Genomic DNA, 14,708 nt, shown 5'->3' on the forward strand with positions numbered 1-14,708 from the left:
GGAACCCTTGGCAGGTCAGACGACCTTGGCCTCGCGCAGCTCGGCGATCTGGTCCTTCGTGTAGCCCAGTTGCGCCAGGATCTCGTCGGTGTGCTCGCCCAGCAGGGGCGAGCGCGTGACCTCGGTCGGGCTGTCCGAGAGCTTGATCGGATTGCCCACGCTCAGGTACTTGCCGCGCTTGGGATGGTCGACCTCGACCACCGTGCCGGTCTCGCGCAGCGACTTCTCCTCGGCGATCTCCTTCATCGACAGGATCGGCCCGCAGGGGATGTCGTACTTGTTCAGGATGTCCATGGCCTCGAACTTGGTCTTGGTCATGGTCCATTCCTCGATACGCGAGAAGATGGTCTTCAGGTGCGGCAGCCGCGCCTTGGGCGTGGCGTAGTTGGGATCGGTGATCCAGCTCTCCTCGCCGATCACCTTGCAGATGGCGCCCCACACCGGCGCCTGGGTGATGAAGTAGATGTAGGCGTTGGGGTCGTGCTGCCAGCCCTTGCACTTCAGGATCCAGCCGGGCTGGCCGCCGCCCGACGCGTTGCCAGCGCGCGGCACCGCGTCGCCGAACTCGGTGTCGGGGAACTGGGGGTACTCCTGCAGCACGCCCGTGCGGTCCAGGCGCTGCTGGTCGCGCAGCTTGACCCGGCACAGGTTGAGCACCGCGTCCTGCATGGCAGCCAGCACGCGCTGGCCACGGCCGGTGGTGTTGCGCTGGTAGAGCGCCGCGACGATGCCCAGCGCCAGGTGCAGGCCGGTGCCCGAGTCGCCGATCTGGGCGCCGGTGACCAGCGGGGGGCCGTCGTCGAAGCCGGTGGTGGAGGCCGCGCCGCCGGCGCACTGCGCCACGTTCTCGTAGACCTTGCAGTCCTCGTACGGGCCGGGCCCGAAGCCCTTGACCGAGGCGACGATCATGCGCGGGTTGATCTGCTGGATCTTCTCCCATGAGAAGCCCATCCGGTCGAGCGCGCCGGGCGCGAAGTTCTCGACCAGCACGTCGCACTGCTTGATCAGCGTGACCAGGACTTCCTTGCCCTTGGGGTTCTTGGTGTCCAGCGTGATCGAGCGCTTGTTGTGGTTGAGCATCGTGAAGTAGAGGCTGTCGACGCCTTCGATGTCGCGCAGCTGGCCGCGCGTGGCATCGCCTTCACCGGCCTTCTCCACCTTGATCACGTCGGCGCCGAACCACGCCAGCAGCTGCGTGCAGGTGGGTCCCGACTGCACGTGCGTGAAGTCGAGGATCTTGACGCCGTCGAGTGCTTTTCCCATGTCTTGTTCCTGTCAGAGTTTCAAAATTCGTCGCCCGGCGGCCGGGGCGCACCCGGCCGGCGGTCTCAAGCCTTCTTCTTGGCGGCCGCCGGGTTGAGGCTGGTGATGCGCCCGCTCTCGGTACCGGCCGTCTCGTCGATGATGGCGTTGATCAGCGTGGGCCGGCCCGTGCTGACGGCCTCGTCGAGCGCCTTCTTCAGCTGCTCGGGGGTGTCGGCCCGCACGCCGGCGCCGCCGAAGGCCTGCATCAGCATCTCGTACTTGGCGTCCTTGACGAACACCGTGGGGGCCGCCTCGCCGCCACGCGGGTTGACGTCGGTGCCCTTGTAGATGCCGTTGTTGTTGAAGACGACCACGCAGACCGGCAGGTTGTAGCGGCAGATGGTCTCGACCTCCATGCCGGAGAAGCCGAAGGCGCTGTCGCCGCACACCGCGATGACCGGCTTGCCGGTCTCGACCGCGGCAGCCACCGCGAAGCCCATGCCGATGCCCATGATGCCCCAGGTGCCCACGTCCAGGCGCTTGCGCGGCTCGTACATGTCGACGATCGAGCGGGCGAAGTCCAGCGTGTTCGCGCCTTCGTTGACCAGCATCGCGTCGGGCCGCTCCTTGATCGCGTTGCGGATCACGTTCAGAGCGCTGTGGAAGTTCATGGGAGACGGGTTCTTCGCCAGCGTCTCGGCCATCTTGGTGAGGTTCTTGTCCTTCCGCTCGGCAATCGCGCCCGTCCACTCGGCGGGCGGCTTCTGCCAGCCCGCGCCCATGGCGTCGTTCATGGCGGCGATGCACGAGCCGATGTCACCGATCACCGGCGCGGCGATCGCCACGTTGCTGTCGGCCTCGGTCGGGGAGATGTCGACCTGGATGAACTGCTGCCGGCCCGGGTCCTTGGAGCCGCTGCCGCCCCAGGTCTTGCCCTTGCCGTGCGACAGGAGCCAGTTCAGGCGCGCGCCCACCAGCATGACCACGTCGGCTTCGGCCAGCACGTACGAGCGCGCGGCGGCGGCCGACTGGGCATGGTTGTCGGGCAGCAGGCCCTTGGCCATCGACATCGGAAGGTAGGGGATGCCCGACTTCTCGACGAAGCTGCGGATGGCCGCGTCGGCCTGCGCGTAGGCGGCGCCCTTGCCCAGGATGACCAGCGGCTTCTTCGCGCCCTTGAGCATGTCGATCGCGCGCTGCACGGACTCGGGCGCGGGGAGCTGCCGGGGGGCCGGGTCGACCACCTTGATCAGCGACTTGCGCCCGACGTCGGCCGCGATCTCCTGGGCGAACAGCTTGGCCGGCAGGTCGAGGTAGACGCCACCGGGGCGCCCGGACACCGCGGCGCGGATGGCGCGCGCGATGCCCACGCCGATGTCCTCGGCATGCAGCACGCGGAAGGCGGCCTTGCACAGGGGTTTGGCGATGGCGAGCTGGTCCATCTCCTCGTAGTCGCCCTGCTGCAGGTCGACGATCTCGCGCTCGCTGGAGCCGGAGATCAGGATCATCGGGAAGCAGTTGGTGGTGGCGTTGGCCAGCGCGGTGAGGCCATTGAGGAAGCCCGGTGCCGACACCGTGAAGCACACCCCCGGCTTCTGCGTGAGGAACCCCGCGGCGGCGGCGGCATTGCCGGCGTGCTGCTCGTGGCGGAACGAGATCACCTTCATGCCGTCGGCCTGCGCCATGCGCAGGAAGTCGGTGATGGGGATGCCGGGCAGTGCATAGATCGTCTGGATGTCGTTCAGCTTCAGCGCGTCGATGACGAGGTGGAAGCCGTCGGTCGTGTCGCGACCCTGCGTTTCGGTGCTCATAGGGTGGGGAAGGTCCTGTTGGATGTGCAAGCTATGATAGGAATCGACGTCTCATTTCCCTCTTGACTCCGGTCAATTTTCGGAAATTTGCGGTGCGTCCCGAGCGGAGAGCTGCCCCCACCCATGTCGTCGATCCAGAACCATCCCGAGCGCAACGTGATCCGCGTGCAGCTGGCGCACAACCTCGTGCTCAAGGGCATCACGGCGGCGCAGATGGAGGAACTGGAATCGCACCTGGTGGTGGTGGACTGCCAGAAGGGCGAGGCCCTGCTGCAGCAGGGGGTCCACGAGATGGAGCAGTACTTCATCCTCGAAGGCATCCTCAAGCGCGTGGTGAGCAACCAGGAGGCCAAGGAGATGATCCTGCGCTTCGCCGACGAAGGGCAGATGGAGACCAGCTACGCCGCCTGGCGCCTGGGCACGCCGGCGCCTTACAGCATCGTCTGCGTCACCCGCGCCCGGGTGGCCAAGCTGGCGCTGCGCGACTGGGTCGCCTTCATCGAGCGGCACGCCGGCGTCAAGCAGGTGTTCGAGTACGAGGTGATGCACCTGATGAGCGACGTCATGGCGCACACGATCACCCTGCATCTGCTCGATGCTCCGGGGCGGGTGAAGCGTTTCCTTCGCAAGCACAACGAGCTGTTCGATCGGATTCCGAAGAAGGAACTGGCCGCCTACCTGAACCTGTCGGCCGAGACGCTCAGCCGGTTGAAGCAGCGCGGCAAGATCTGAGGGGGACGGCGGGCGGGCCTAGGTCTTGGCGTAGGTGAACTTGCGCGTGATCGCCATCAGGCGCAGCGCGCTGTCCACCTTGCCGACGCCGGCCACGGCGGACGCGACGCGTTCGGCTTCGGCCTTCTCGGCGTCGTTGACCACGATCCCGGACAGCAGCACGCGCCCGTCGCGGCCCTCGACGTGGACGTCGACGTCGGCCGTCGACGGATTCGCCTTGAGCGCGGCACGCACCCGGGCGCTGAGCGCCAGGCCCGCGAGCACGGCGCGCGAGTCGGCGGTCTCCTGGAACTCCGCGCACGAGGCGAGCTGGCGGATCTGCTCCACGCAGCTGTCCACGGTCACCCGCTCGGTGTTGAGCACCAGGTCGTAGAGCAGCGGGTCGCCCCAGGTGACGCCGAACTGCGCGTTCATGCGGGCGGCGTGGGCGGCGTCGCTGCGGCGCACTTCGCTCTCCGCGGTCTCGCGGTCCTCTGTGCCCAGGTGCTGCATGACCCAGTCGACGCGCTGGGCGAAAGGGCGGGTGACGCGCACGCGCACCACGTGCCGCACCGGCCGCAGCAGGCAGGTGGCGCCCCAGCCGCGCAGCACCACGTTGCCCCGCTCCGCCTGCGCGAACACTTCCTCGGCGGTGTAGAGCGCCAGCTGCTCCTTGTCGGTGGACAGGCGCTCCACCAGGCCGGCCTTGCCTTCGCGCAGCCGCCGGATCAGGCTGGGCGCCACCTGCATGCGGCCGGCGACGTTCTCGACCACCTCGTTGCGCATCACGGACAAGCCCGCGGCCTCCGCGAGGCGCGTGGCCACGTCCCTGGCCAGCGATCCCATCTCCTGGGTGAGTGCGATGACGGGCATGGCGGATTCCTTTCAGTCGACCGGCTGTTCGGCGGCGAAGCTGCTGGCCTTGGGCTTGCGCACCACGGCCACCACGCGGGAGATCAGCGGCCACAGCAGCAGCAGCAGGGCCAGCCCGGTGATCGAGCCGACCAGCGGGTTGGACACCAGGATGCGCAGGTCGCCCTGCGACACCAGCATGGCCTGGCGGAACGAGTCCTCGGCCTTGTCGCCCAGGACCAGGGCGAGCACCAGCGGCGCCAGCGGATAGTCGAGCTTCTTGAAGACGTAGCCGATCACGCCGAACAGCAGCATCAGCCACACGTCCAGCATCGCGTTGTGCACGGTGTAGGCGCCGATCGCGCAGACCACCACGATGATCGGGGCGATGATCGAGAACGGGATGCGCAGGATCGAGGCGAACAGCGGCACGGTGGTCAGCACCACGATCAGGCCGGCCAGGTTGCCGAGGTACATGCTGGCGATCAGGCCCCAGACGAAGTCCTTCTGCTCGACGAACAGCAGCGGTCCGGGCTGCAGGCCCCAGATCAGCAGGCCGCCCAGCAGCACGGCGGCCGTCGGGGAGCCGGGGATGCCCAGGGCCAGCATCGGCAGCAGGGCGCTGGTGCCGGCGGCGTGCGCCGCGGTCTCGGGCGCGACCACGCCTTCCATCTGGCCGGTGCCGAACTTGGCCCCGTCGCGCGACATCTTCTTGGCCAGCCCGTAGCTCATGAAGGAGGCGGGCGTGGCGCCGCCGGGCGTGATGCCCATCCAGATGCCCACGAGCGAGCTGCGCAGCGAGGTCATCCAGTAGCGCGGCAGCTGCTTCCAGGTGTCCAGCACCACGCGCGGGCTGATCTTGGCGCTCTTGCCCGAGAAGGCCAGCCCTTCCTCCATCGACAGCAGGATCTCGCCGATGCCGAACAGGCCGATGACGGCGATCAGGAAGTCGAAGCCGCGCATCAGCTCCTCGATGCCGAAGGTCAGGCGCAGCTGGCCGGTGACGGTGTCCATGCCGACCGCGGCGAGCGCGAAGCCGATGCCCATGGACGACAGGATCTTGAACGGCGACCCCTTGCCCATGCCGACGAAGCTGCAGAAGGTGAGCAGGTAGACGGCGAAGAATTCCGGCGGGCCGAAGCGCAGCGCGAACTTGGCCACCAGCGGTGCCAGGAACGTGATCATCAGCACCGCGATGAAGGCGCCGACGAACGAGGAGGTGAAGGCCGCCGTCAGCGCCTGCCCCGCCTGGCCGTTCTGCGCCATCGGGTAGCCGTCGAAGGTGGTGGCCACTGACCATGGCTCGCCCGGGATGTTGAACAGCACCGACGTGATCGCGCCCCCGAACAGGGCGCCCCAGTAGATGCACGACAGCATGATGATGGCCGAGGTCGGCGACATCGAGAAGGTCAGCGGCAGCAGGATGGCGACGCCGTTGGCGCCGCCCAGGCCGGGCAGCACCCCGATGAGGACGCCGAGCACGATGCCCACGACCATCAGGAGCAGGTTGGTTGGCGTGAGGATCACGCTGAAGCCGTGGAACAGGGCAGCTAGTTCGTTCATGACGCGGTTCGGATGGCTCGGGTGGAGGAAGGGCCGTCGGCGGATCAGTAGCCGAGGAATTCGAGCGGGTTGAACATGCCCTTGTGCAGCGGCACCTTGAACCAGACCTCGAACAGGGCGAAGAACAGGGCGCTGACGACCACCGCGGTGGCGATGCTCTTGGCCTTGGAGAACTTGCCCAGGATGATCATGAAGCCCGCGATGTAGACCGCCGACGCCACGTACAGGCCGATCAGCTGGATGGCCGCCACGTAGACCAGGGCCGGCACCAGCACCATCAGAACGCGCCGCAGCTGCTCGCTGTCGACGAAGATGCCGCTGTCGCGCTTCTTGCCGAGCAGCGACTGGTACAGCGTGCCGAGCGCCGAGATGCACAGGATCAGGCCGATGTAGAAGGGGAAGTAGCCCGCCCCAGGACCGTCGGTGGTCCAGCCCGAGCCGAGCTTGCGGCTGCCGAAGATGACCGTGAGGCCGAGCGCCAGCACGAGCAGCGCGACGACTGCCTCGACGGCGAAGGTGGGGGCGCCGCGGCGATCGTGGGCGGCGTTGTCCGTTCCGGTGTTCATGCCGGGTTCTCCTGGGGTGACGCGAACAGTGGAGGGTCGAAAGCGCGCGCCCCCGCTCGGGGCGGGGGCGCGGGGTTCACTTGGCGAGGAAGCCGGCTTCCTTCATCAGCTCGCGGTGCCGCTGTTCGGCGGCCCCGAGCCACTTGACGAAGTTCTCGCCTTCCATGGCGGTCTGGTTGAAGGCGCCCTTTTCCATGTAGTCCTTCCACTCGGGCGTCTCGCGGACCTTCTTGAGCAGGTTCACGTAGAACTCGGTCTGCTCCTTCGTGACGCCGGGCGCCATGAAGATGCCGCGCAGCATGGTGTAGGAGGTGGGCACGCCCGCTTCCTTGCAGGTGGGCACGTCGCCCCACGACTGGCTCTCGGTGATCTTGGTGTTGTACGGCATGCGCTTCTCGTCGAAGACGCACAGCGCGCGCAGCTGGCCGGCGCGCCACTGGGCCACGGCCTCGATCGGGTTGTTGACCGACGAGTCGATGTGCTTGCCCACCAGCTGCACCGCCACTTCGCCGCCGCCCTTGAACGGAACGTAGATGAACTTGGTGCCGGTGGCCTGCTCGATGCCGACCGTGAGGATCTGGTCCTCCTGCTTGGAGCCGGTGCCGCCCATCTTCATCTTGCTCGGGCCGGCGGACTTGACCGCGGCCAGGTAGTCCTTGGCGGTCTTGTGCGGCGACTCGGCGTTGACCCACAGCACGAAGTTGTCGAGCGCCATCATCGACACCGGCGTCATGTCGCGCCAGTTGAACGGGACGCCGGTGGCCAGCGGCGTGGTGAACAGGTTGGACAGCGTCACCACGATCTTGTGAGGCTCGCCCTTGGCGTTCTTGACGTCGAGGAACCCCTCGGCGCCGGCGCCGCCGGACTTGTTCACCACCACCAGGGGTTGCTTCATGAGGTTGTGCTTGACCACCACCCCCTGAATCAGACGCGCCATCTGGTCGGCTCCGCCACCGGTGCCCGCGGGCACCACGAATTCCACCGGCTTGGTCGGCTCCCAGGCCGCGTGGGCCAGGGGGGCCGCCAGGCAGGCGGCGGCCGCCAGAAAGGTCGCAGTCGCCGCGGACACCCAGGTCCGGGCAGTTGCTGGTCTCGTCATCGCGTTGTCTCCTACGTTGGTCTTCGATCCTCGCGGCCGGCCCATCGCTTCACGACGTCGCCAGTGCAAGGCGCCGTTCATGGTCCCTCCAACGCGCGCCGGAAACTCTTGACGGCGGTCAAGATTGCGAGATTCAGGAAGGCCCTCTAGGGTTTATCCGGAGCGCTCGCCGCGAGTGAACCGGACCGTGGAAATGCAGGCGCATGCAGCCCTGGCAACGTGGGAAGAAGGAGAGTCCGGCGCGGGCGAGCGCGCATTGCTGGCGCCGGCCGATGCGCGGTGCGTCGCATGCGCATCTGTCGTGTGGCGGACCGCAGGGCGCGGACCGGTGGAGGGCGTCCAAAGGCACCGGCCCGGGCCCTGCGCTGCGCGGCCGGCTGGCATGCGACGGTGCCCGCGCTGTCAGAGCGGCGAGTGGCGAGTGGCGAGTGGCGAGTGGCGAGTGGCGTTGTTGGTGGTGAACGGCGAGCCGACGTCGACGCGGACGTGCCGCACCGGTGCAAGACCGTCGGCCCCGCTCGGCGAGGCAGTTGGCGGTCAGCTCCTGGCGCCTGCGCCCGCGGCACCTGTGGCCCGGCGGCCCGGTGCCCGGGCGCGGGTCGTCAGCGGCCGGGCAGCATGCGGGCGCGTGTGCTCTCCATCGCACTGATGAGGAAGTCGCAGTCGTAGGCGCGCAGCAGGTGCGGCCGCTCCTTCTCGAGCCAGGCCCGCAGGCCCTGCGGGCCGGCACCGTGGGTGGCCGGATCCCAGTCCCAGCCGAGGTCGAGTGCGTCGATCACGGCGCTGTAGGCGTGGATGTCGGCTTGCATCGTGTCATTGCTCTGCTGGGCCATCGTGTGTCTCCTGAAGTGCGTTGTCGAAGGTCACTCTAGGCGCCGGGAACGATCATGGATAGTGAAAGTATTTGATGGTTTGCATCACCTCGACGTTATGATGGGGCGGCATGAAGAACGCGACCCTGCGGCAGCTCAAGGTCTTCGAGGCGGTGGCGCGGCACCGCAGCTTCTCGCGCGCCGCGGACGAGCTGCACCTCACGCAGCCGGCGGTCTCGACCCAGGTGCGCAAGCTGCAGGAGCACGCCGGCGTGCCGCTGCTGGAGCAGCTGGGCAAGAAGGTGCACCTCACGCCCGCCGGCGCGCAGATGCTGCAGTCCTGCCGCGAGATCATCCAGAAGTTCCAGGAAGCCGAGGAGGCGATGGCCCAGTTCAAGGGCGTCTCCGGCGGACGCCTGAACGTGTCGGTGATCAGCGCGGGCGACTACTTCTTCCCGAGCCTGCTGGTGGCGTTCGCGCAGCGCCACGCGGGCGTGACCCTCAACTTCGGGGTCTGCAACCGCGAGGAACTGCTGGCGCAGCTGAAAGACAACCTGACCGACCTGGCGGTGATGGTGCGCCCCCCGACCGACCCCGACACGCTCGCCGAGCCGTTCGCGCCGCACCCCTACGTGATCGTGGCGCCGCCGGGGCACCCGCTGGCCGGTGCGCGCCGCATTCCGGTGGCGCGCGTCGCGCGCGAGCCCTTCGTGGTGCGCGAGCAGGGCTCGGACACCTGGAACTCGATGGAGGATGGCTTCGGCGACCAGCTGCCCAACGTCAACATCGCGATGGAGATCCGCAGCACCGAGACCATCAAGCAGGCCGTGATGGCCGGCATGGGCGTGAGCTTCCTGTCAGCGCACACGATCAGCCGCGAGCGGCGCGCCGGCAGCCTTGCGGTGCTCGACGTGCAGAACTTCCCGCTGATGCTCCACTGGTACGTGGTGCACCGCCGGTCCAAGCGCCTGCCGCCGGTGGCGCAGGCGTTCAAGGCCTTCCTGCTGAAGGACGGCGCTCGTCTGGTCGACCAGGCGCTGGGGATGCCGCCGGCCGCACCCACGCGCGCCAGGCGTCCGAGATAGCGAGCCCGCGCTGCCGCGCGAACTCGCCCGCATCCATCTTGCCGCCGCCCTCAGGCCGGACCTTCAGCACTTCGACCAGCCCGCCCTGCGACCAGAACACGATCGAGTGCGGGGTGACGCCAGCGATGTCGCCGGGCTTGTGGCCGCCCGGCGCGAACCGCCCGACCACATGCTTGCGGGCGTCGTACAGGCGCAGCCGCGTGTCGCCCAGCATCGTCCAGGCGCCCGGCGCGGGGTTGCAGGCGCGGATCAGGTTGTAGACGTGGTCGACCGGTGCGCCCCAGTGGATGCGGGCCTCCTCGTCGTGCATCCAGCCTTCGTAGGTGGCCTGGCTCTCGTCCTGCACGCGCTCCTGGTGGCGGCCGGCGAGCACCAGGTCGGCGGCCTCCAGCAGCGCCTGCACGCCCATCGGGAACAGCTTGTTGAAGTACAGCTCGCCGACGGTCTCGTCGGCGCCGATCGGGCACGCCTTCTGCAGCACCACCGGGCCTTCGTCCAGGCCGTCGGTGGGGCGGAAGACCGTCACGCCGGTCTCGGCCGCGCCAAGGGCGACGGGCCAGCTGATGGAGGACGGGCCGCGGTGCCGCGGCAGCAGGGACGGGTGGAACTGGATCGTGCCGTGGCGCGGCAGGTTCACGAACGATTGCGGCGCGAACTGCAGGACGTAGGCCATGATGCCCAAGTCGGCATCCAGCGCGCGCATGGTGCGCGCTGCCTCCTCGCTGCGCAGGCTCGGAAAGCTGAAGACCTGCAGGCCCAGGCGTTCGGCGCCGGCGCGCAGCGCATCCGGTTTGGCGCCGGGCTTGTCGGGCGCGCAGAACACGCCGGCGATCACGTCGCCGCGGGCGATGAAGGCTTCCATCACGGCCTTTCCGAAATCCTGTTGGCCGATGAAGGCGATGCGCGCCATGGGGTCTCCTGTGTCAGCGGAAGAGGAAATAGGCCGCCAGGCAGTACAGCACGATGGCGAACACCTTCTTGAGGGGCTGGATGTCCATGCGGTGCGCGGTGCGCGCGCCCAGCGGGGCCATCAGCATGCTGGCCATCGAGATGATGACCAGGCCGGGCAGGTAGAGGAAGCCGAACGATCCCGGCGGCATCTGGGGCAGGCCCTGGCCCGCCCAGATGTAGCCGGCGGTGCCGGCCAGCGCGATCGGGAAGCCGAGCGCGGACGAGGTGCCCACCGCATCGTGGATCCTGATGTTGCACCAGGTCATGAACGGCACCGACACGAAAGCACCGCCGGCACCGACCAGCGCCGAGAGCGAGCCGATGACGACGCCCATCGAGATGGTGCCGGCCGGCCCGGGCAGGGTGCGACTCGGCTTGGGCTTGCGATTGAGGAACATCTGGGTGGCCGAGAACGCCACGAAGATCGCGAACAGGATGCCCAGCAGCTTGCCGGGCAGGGCCACCGCCAGCTGCGCACCCAGGGCCGAGCCGACCAGGATGCCCGGCGCCAGCACGCGCACGACGGGCCACAGGACCGCGCCGCGCAGGTGGTGCGCGCGCACGGACGACAGCGACGTGAAGCAGATCGTGGCCAGCGACGTGGCCACGGCCATCTTCACCGTGTACTCGGCGGGGTAGCCCTTGGTGGTCAGGATGAAGGTGACGAAGGGCACCATCAGCATGCCGCCACCGATGCCCAGAAGGCCCGCCAGGAAACCGGTGCAGGTGCCGATCAGGGCCAGTTCGAGGACGAGTTGCGGGTCCAGCAGGGACATCGTGGAGGGCTAGGGCAGCGCGGGGGCGAAGCTCGGCATTGTCGCAGCAAGGACCCTGGCGCCGCGGGGCCGTGCCTCGCGTGACGACGCTGCAAAGGAAACGGGCTGCCCGTGGGCAGCCCGTGGAAAAAGGCGTCTGCAAGTGCCACCGGACCGGCAGCCTGAACCAGGGGTTCAGGTGGGCGAGGTCAACCTGGCGTTGGGTTCATCTGACGCGAGACGATCACGCTCGCCAGGTTTGTTCCAAGCCCTTGCTCAGAGAGCATTGGTTCAAGGACATATAAAGCCCGGCACGCACTGCAGACACGGGTCATTGTAGGTGCTCGGTTGCCGGCATGGGGCGCCCGAAAGCGTAAAAACACATGGACCTTGGCGGCTTCTGCGGACGAGCTTGACAGGATGGGCCGTCACCGGTGCGCAGGGCACGTTGCAGCCGCTGCGTGGCGCCGGGCGCCGGCACCGCGGATGCAAGCGCCCACCGCCCGCCGCGGGCGGCGTCCGGGTGGGATCAGATCAGACGACCGTCGTCGCCCAGCGCGCGGTCGAGGCGCGCAATCAGGGTGTCCAGGCGCGCGTCGGGGGCCTCCTCGGCCGGCGCCGCGCCGGAGGTCGGCGTGCGCGTCGCCGGCACCGGGCGATCGGCGATGTCGAATGCGAGGTTCAGCGCCGCGAGCACCGCGATCCGGTCGCGTGCCTTGACCTTGCCGGCGTCCCGGATGCGGCACATGGCCGTGTCGACCTTCTCGACGGCTTCGAGCAGCCGTCCCTCGCCGCCTTCCGGGCAGCCGAGCAGGTAGCTCTGGCCCATGATCTGGACTTCGATCTGCTTGGTGCCGCTCATGCGATGTCAGGCCGCGGAGCTGATGTCGGGCAGCCGCTCCAGCAGCGCGTCGACGCGGGTGCGGGCGGCGGACAGGCGTGACCTGAGCGAGTCGCGCTCCTGCGTGAGCGCCTCCACCTGCTGCACGAGCAGTGCGTTGGTGCGCTGCAGTTCCTCGTACCGCACGAGCAGGCGCTCGACGCGTTCGGCAATCTGATCGACCTGCGAGGCACTGGCCATAGGTGACGGATTGTAGGGTTGCGGCCTGCGATTGCACCTAGAATCGCGGCGTTGGTGCTCGCGGTGTGGTTCGCATGCCGCAGTTCAACGGGAAGCAGGAAGGCCACGCGCGCCAGCGCAACGCCCGACCTGCGCTGCCCCCGCAACGGTCAGCGGTGGACACCCCGACAGGGTGCCCCGTTCCATCCTCGAAAGCCACTGGCACCGCCCGCAACGGCGCGCTGGGAAGGCGATGGAATCGAACCCGCCAGCCCGGATACCGGCCAACAAGGTGGTCGCGCTCGCGCGGCCGATTTCGCCCACGCCGGCGGGGAAGCCGGCACGGGTGCGCATGCCTTTCGTTCCATGACCGTTCTCGCGTTTCGCCTCCCGGCGGCGTCCCGGGCCCTTGCGGCTCCGCTGGCGCTCGCCTTCTGTTCTTCCATCCACGCCCAGTCGCCGCTGCCGGAGACGGTGGTGACCGCCACCCGGCTGGCCACCCGCGCCGACGAGCTCGTCAGCGACGTGCGGGTGATCGACCGCGCCGCCATCGAGGCCTCCGCGGCCCGCACGCTGCCGGAGCTGCTCGCCCGGCGCGCCGGCGTGCAGATGTCCGCCAACGGCGGCCGCGGCAAGACCAGCAGCGTCTTCATCCGCGGCACCGAGAGCCGCCACACGCTGCTGCTGGTCGACGGCGTGCGGGTGGGTTCGGCCACCGCCGGCACCCCGACCTGGGAAAGCATCCCGGTCGAGATGATCGAGCGCATCGAGGTGCTCCAGGGGCCGGCCTCGGCGCTGTACGGCAGCGATGCCGTCGGCGGCGTGGTGCAGGTCTTCACCCGCAAGGGACGCGAGGGTTTCCACCCCAACGCGTCGGTCGGCGCGGGCTCGCGCGGCTACGCGCAGGCGGGCGCCGGCGTGGCCGGCGGCGCGGGGGCGCTGACCTATTCGCTGTCGCTGCAGCGCGAGCGCGAGGACGGCATCAACTCGACCCGTCCCTCCGTCTCGGCAGGCAACTACAACCCCGACCTCGACCCGTTCCGCCAGGACTCCGCGGTCGGCAGCATCGGCTGGCAGATCGCGCCGGACTGGGCGCTCAGCGGCGGCTTCCTGCACTCCGAGGGCGTCAGCAACTTCGACGACGGCCCGCGGGTGGACGCCCGCAACGCCATCCGCACCTCGACCCTGCACGCGGGCGTGAAGGGTCGCGTTGCCGCGGGCTGGCGCACCGAACTGCGCCTCTCGGGCAGCCAGGACACGGCCAACAGCCTGGTGGCCACCACACCCGGTGCGTTCCAGACCGAGCAGATGCAGTGGACCTGGCAGAACGACGTCGAGACCCCCGTCGGGGTGCTGCTGGCCGGGCTGGAGCAGCGCGAGCAGCAGGTGAGCGCCAGCACGGCCTACACGGTCACCCGGCGCACCATCGACTCGTTCTTCACCGGACTGTCCGGCAGCCGGGGCGCGCACAGCTGGCAGGGCAACCTGCGCCGGGACCGCAACTCCCAGTTCGGCAGCGCCGACACCGGCTTCGCGGGCTACGGCTACCGCCTCGCGCCGGCCTGGCGGGTGCACGGGTCGTACGGCACGTCGTTCGTGGCGCCGTCCTTCAACCAGCTGTACTTCCCCGGCTTCGGCAATCCGGCGCTGCAGCCCGAGCGCGGCCGCAACACCGACCTGGGCGTGACCTGGAGCGAGCAAGGCCACGAGGTGCGGCTGGGGCGCTTCGACAACCGCATCCGCGGGTTCATGACCAACACCACGCTGCCGGTGAACATCCCGCGCGCCCGCATCGAAGGCTGGACGCTCGGCTACGCCGGCCAGGCGGGCCGCACCAGCTGGCGCGCCGACCTGGAGGCGCTGGACCCGCGCAACCAGCTGAACGACCGGCGGCTGCCGCGCCGCGCGCGCGAGCAGCTCTCGCTGGGCGCCGACCACCAGCTGGGGGCCTGGCGCCTGGGCGCCTCGCTGCTGGCGGTGGGCAGCCGCTTCGACGACGCGGCCAACGCGCGGCGGCTGGGCGGCTACACGACGGCCGACCTGTACGCCGACTGGCAGTTCGCGCGCGACTTCGCGCTCCAGGCCAAGCTGGTGAACCTGGCCGACAAGCGCTACGAGACGGCGTACGGCTACAACCAGCCGGGACGCGGCGCGTTCGTCACCCTGCGCTGGCAGCCGAAGTAAGCTGCACGGCTCGC

General features: G+C 68.9%; 14 protein-coding genes, 1 other RNA gene and 1 riboswitch. Of the genes, 3 read left to right on the forward strand and 12 right to left on the reverse strand.

Translation table 11 applies throughout. The features are described 5' to 3' along the window. Positions 1-15: 15 nt before the first annotated feature. Entirely contained in the window at positions 16-1,263 is a 1,248-nt protein-coding gene (frc, locus tag VFE82_RS06200; protein ID WP_324999378.1) for a formyl-CoA transferase, read from the reverse strand. A 65-nt stretch (positions 1,264-1,328) separates the two neighbouring features. Next, on the reverse strand, positions 1,329-3,056 hold the full coding sequence (oxc, locus tag VFE82_RS06205; protein ID WP_324999379.1) for an oxalyl-CoA decarboxylase: 1,728 nt from the start codon (positions 3,054-3,056) through the stop codon (positions 1,329-1,331). Between the two features lie 123 nt (positions 3,057-3,179). Between oxc and VFE82_RS06210 the strand changes: the two genes are divergently transcribed. Continuing rightward, positions 3,180-3,788: a Crp/Fnr family transcriptional regulator gene (locus VFE82_RS06210; protein ID WP_324999380.1), complete on the forward strand. Its 609-nt coding sequence runs from the start codon at positions 3,180-3,182 to the stop codon at positions 3,786-3,788. Between the two features lie 18 nt (positions 3,789-3,806). Here the strand turns inward: VFE82_RS06210 and VFE82_RS06215 are convergent, their stop codons facing one another. From VFE82_RS06215 to VFE82_RS06235, 5 genes are all read right to left on the reverse strand, one after another. Further along, the gene (locus tag VFE82_RS06215) at positions 3,807-4,640 is read right to left on the reverse strand and encodes a cytidylate kinase family protein (RefSeq protein WP_324999381.1); all 834 of its coding nucleotides are present in this window, start codon (positions 4,638-4,640) and stop codon (positions 3,807-3,809) included. Between the two features lie 12 nt (positions 4,641-4,652). After that, entirely contained in the window at positions 4,653-6,182 is a 1,530-nt protein-coding gene (locus VFE82_RS06220; protein WP_324999382.1) for a tripartite tricarboxylate transporter permease, read from the reverse strand. Between the two features lie 44 nt (positions 6,183-6,226). Beyond that, entirely contained in the window at positions 6,227-6,748 is a 522-nt protein-coding gene (locus tag VFE82_RS06225; RefSeq protein ID WP_324999383.1) for a tripartite tricarboxylate transporter TctB family protein, read from the reverse strand. A 76-nt stretch (positions 6,749-6,824) separates the two neighbouring features. Further along, complete coding sequence (locus VFE82_RS06230; RefSeq protein ID WP_324999384.1) at positions 6,825-7,847, reverse strand: Bug family tripartite tricarboxylate transporter substrate binding protein; 1,023 nt, start codon at positions 7,845-7,847, stop codon at positions 6,825-6,827. A gap of 602 nt (positions 7,848-8,449) precedes the next feature. Beyond that, the gene (locus VFE82_RS06235; RefSeq protein ID WP_324999385.1) at positions 8,450-8,680 is read right to left on the reverse strand and encodes a hypothetical protein; all 231 of its coding nucleotides are present in this window, start codon (positions 8,678-8,680) and stop codon (positions 8,450-8,452) included. Between the two features lie 110 nt (positions 8,681-8,790). Between VFE82_RS06235 and VFE82_RS06240 the strand changes: the two genes are divergently transcribed. Further along, complete coding sequence (locus VFE82_RS06240) at positions 8,791-9,744, forward strand: LysR family transcriptional regulator (RefSeq protein ID WP_324999387.1); 954 nt, start codon at positions 8,791-8,793, stop codon at positions 9,742-9,744. On the opposite strand, the gene VFE82_RS06245 is transcribed toward VFE82_RS06240, so the two are convergent. The 5 genes from VFE82_RS06245 to VFE82_RS06260 all read right to left on the reverse strand — a co-directional run bounded on the left by VFE82_RS06245 (position 9,650) and on the right by VFE82_RS06260 (position 12,531). Next, positions 9,650-10,654: a methionyl-tRNA formyltransferase gene (locus VFE82_RS06245; RefSeq protein WP_324999388.1), complete on the reverse strand. Its 1,005-nt coding sequence runs from the start codon at positions 10,652-10,654 to the stop codon at positions 9,650-9,652. The two genes, VFE82_RS06240 and VFE82_RS06245, sit on opposite strands and share 95 nt — an antisense overlap. Before the next feature lie 13 nt (positions 10,655-10,667). Next, on the reverse strand, positions 10,668-11,471 hold the full coding sequence (locus VFE82_RS06250) for a sulfite exporter TauE/SafE family protein (protein WP_324999389.1): 804 nt from the start codon (positions 11,469-11,471) through the stop codon (positions 10,668-10,670). 129 nt (positions 11,472-11,600) lie between these two features. Continuing rightward, positions 11,601-11,780, reverse strand: a non-coding RNA gene (ssrS, locus tag VFE82_RS20045) — 6S RNA. A 199-nt stretch (positions 11,781-11,979) separates the two neighbouring features. Then, positions 11,980-12,312, reverse strand: a complete 333-nt coding sequence (locus tag VFE82_RS06255; RefSeq protein ID WP_324999390.1) for a cell division protein ZapA — start codon at positions 12,310-12,312, stop codon at positions 11,980-11,982. Positions 12,313-12,318: 6 nt separating this feature from the next. Then, complete coding sequence (locus tag VFE82_RS06260) at positions 12,319-12,531, reverse strand: DUF904 domain-containing protein (RefSeq protein WP_324999391.1); 213 nt, start codon at positions 12,529-12,531, stop codon at positions 12,319-12,321. Positions 12,532-12,566: 35 nt separating this feature from the next. Beyond that, positions 12,567-12,813: riboswitch (cobalamin riboswitch) on the forward strand. A gap of 63 nt (positions 12,814-12,876) precedes the next feature. Here VFE82_RS06260 and VFE82_RS06265 point away from each other — a divergent pair. Next, the gene (locus VFE82_RS06265) at positions 12,877-14,694 is read left to right on the forward strand and encodes a TonB-dependent receptor domain-containing protein (RefSeq protein ID WP_324999392.1); all 1,818 of its coding nucleotides are present in this window, start codon (positions 12,877-12,879) and stop codon (positions 14,692-14,694) included. Positions 14,695-14,708: the final 14 nt, after the last annotated feature.

Origin of the sequence: Ramlibacter sp., from assembly GCF_035655895.1 — a bacterium.
Classification (GTDB): domain Bacteria; phylum Pseudomonadota; class Gammaproteobacteria; order Burkholderiales; family Burkholderiaceae_C; genus Ramlibacter.